This window comes from Treponema sp. R6D11 (genome assembly GCF_054786075.1).
Genome location: NZ_BDHD01001187.1, coordinates 1 through 365 on the forward strand (window position 1 = coordinate 1; position 365 = coordinate 365).

The window sequence follows — 365 nt, forward strand, 5'->3', positions numbered from 1 at the left end:
GAACAATGCAAAGAATATCATAACGCCAAAGAAAAGAATAAAAACATAAAACTTGAAGAATTTGTAAATTATGATTCAACAAAAATTACATGGAACAGGGGATTTAAGCAAGACCTTGAAAAAGGCATTAAATTCAAATACAACGATGAAAATATTTATCAAGGCATATACCGCCCATTTTGTAAACAATATGTCTATTTTGCAAAAGAATTAAACGATATGACATATCAAATGACTAAGATATTTCCTTCAAACGAACATCAGAATATTATTATTTGTATTCCGGGAATTGGAAGTGTAAAAGATTTTTCTGTGCATATAACCGATTGTGTTAGAGATATTGATACATACGGCGGAATTCAATG

Annotated in this window: 1 protein-coding gene; it reads left to right on the plus strand. The window is 29.3% G+C overall.

The features are described 5' to 3' along the window. Positions 1-365, plus strand: a 365-nt coding sequence (locus tag ACYVTD_RS18035; protein WP_461248985.1) for a type ISP restriction/modification enzyme, incomplete at both ends; no start/stop codon positions are given.